Source organism: Thermococcus sp., assembly GCF_027012695.1.
In the GTDB taxonomy this organism is placed as follows: Archaea; Methanobacteriota_B; Thermococci; order Thermococcales; family Thermococcaceae; genus Thermococcus.
In genome coordinates this window covers 1-1,550 of record NZ_JALUYR010000122.1, presented here as the reverse complement: position 1 = coordinate 1,550, position 1,550 = coordinate 1, and the positions used below count along the sequence as shown (strand labels likewise).

The 1,550-nt window shown below is 55.8% G+C and carries 1 protein-coding gene; it reads right to left on the bottom strand.

The window, feature by feature from the left end; all coding sequences use genetic code 11:
* Nucleotides 1–119 precede the first annotated feature (119 nt).
* On the bottom strand, nucleotides 120–1,550 hold a 1,431-nt coding region (locus tag MV985_RS08625), incomplete at its 5' end, for a bifunctional aspartate transaminase/aspartate 4-decarboxylase (RefSeq protein ID WP_297465329.1).

Below are 1,550 nucleotides of genomic sequence, written 5' to 3'. Positions count from 1 at the left end.
TCTCTGCACCTTTTCCTTCCTTCGGCAAAAGCCTCCTCACCGCCTCAAGCTCCGACAGGTAGGCATGGCGGTGCCTCTTGAACCAGCTTTCGTACCTTTCCCGGTGCTTCTCAAAGGGCTCAACCTTGGGCATTCGGCTCACCCTTCTTCCGGAACTCCTCGTAGTACTCGTCGAGGATTCTCCTTATCGTCATTCCAATCGTGAGGTAGTCTATCTCCCTCAGGTTTGCCAGCGAGACCCTCGCCGAGGGATGCGGAACCTCGAAGCCCTTCCCCGGCAGAAGGACAACTCCGGCCTCCTTGGCAAGCCGTATTATGAACTCCTCCGGCGGGAAGTTCTCCATGAACCAGCGGGAAAAGTCCTTTCCGTAGAGCCTCTCGCTCAGCTCCTCCATGTCGAGGAGGGTGTAGTAGTAGGTGTAGTTCGGGTTCTCAACAGGTTCAAGCCCCATTCCCCGGTAGAGGGCCTTATATCTGCGCCTCAGGATCCTCTTGACGGCGTTCTTGTAGGTTTCCTCCTCGTCCATCAGGCCGTAGAGTGCAAAGAGAACCATCTGAACCTGCTGGGGTGTCGAGAGTCCGGCAGTGTGTCTCAAAGCCACGTTCCTGCTGTCGGCGACGAGCCTGTCAATGAACTTCAGCTCGCGCGGGTTCGGCGTTATGAGGGCGTACCTCCTCTCCAGCTCCGCCTGAACCTCCTCGGGAAGGCTCGCGATTAGCCTATCAACGACGTTGTCCCTGTGGATGGCTATAACGCCGAGCCTCCAGCCGGTGGCTCCGAAATACTTGGAGAACGAATAGACCAGTATCGTGTTGTGTGGGAGAACGGAGTAGACCGACTTGAAGTCCTCGGCGAAGGTTGCGTAAACGTCGTCCGTGATGATGATTAGGTCCTCCCTCTCGTTTTCAACTATCTCCCTGAGCTTTTCGAGAACTCCCTCCTCAAGCTTCACCGCCGTTGGGTTGCCGGGATTGACGAGGAAGAAGGCCTTTATCTCCGGGTTTCTGAGCTTCTCGAGTTCTTCATCCGGTATCTGGTAGCCGAGTTCGGGCGGTGCCCTAACCTCAACTATCTCCAGCCTGTACTGGTCGAGTTTTGGTATCTCAAGGTAGGGGCTGAATATCGGAACGGCTATCGCTACCTTATCGCCCGGATTCAGGATGTGGTTTGCTTTGAGGGACTCGAAGATGTAAGCCATCGCCCCGGTTCCACCCTCCACCGCGAAGAGCTGGGTTTCCTCAACTATGGAATAGCCGAGGTCATAGCCAGCACCCATCTCCTTCAGGATGTAGCGCTTGACGATCTGCTCCGCGAGCGGGAGCATCCTCGGCGGAGTGGGATAATCACATCCCAGATAACCCTGCACCATCTCGCAGAGGAAATCATTGGCCGAAAGTCCTAGATAATCCCTCACGTAGCTCACAGCGGAGTTGAGAAACTTCGTTCCCCTCTCATCCCAGTGGTTTCTGACGAATATCTCAAAGCGCGCCTCTATGCCATCTTTCTCGCAGTGGCCCCCTATGAGGCCCCCCATGTAGCCGAAGTGCCT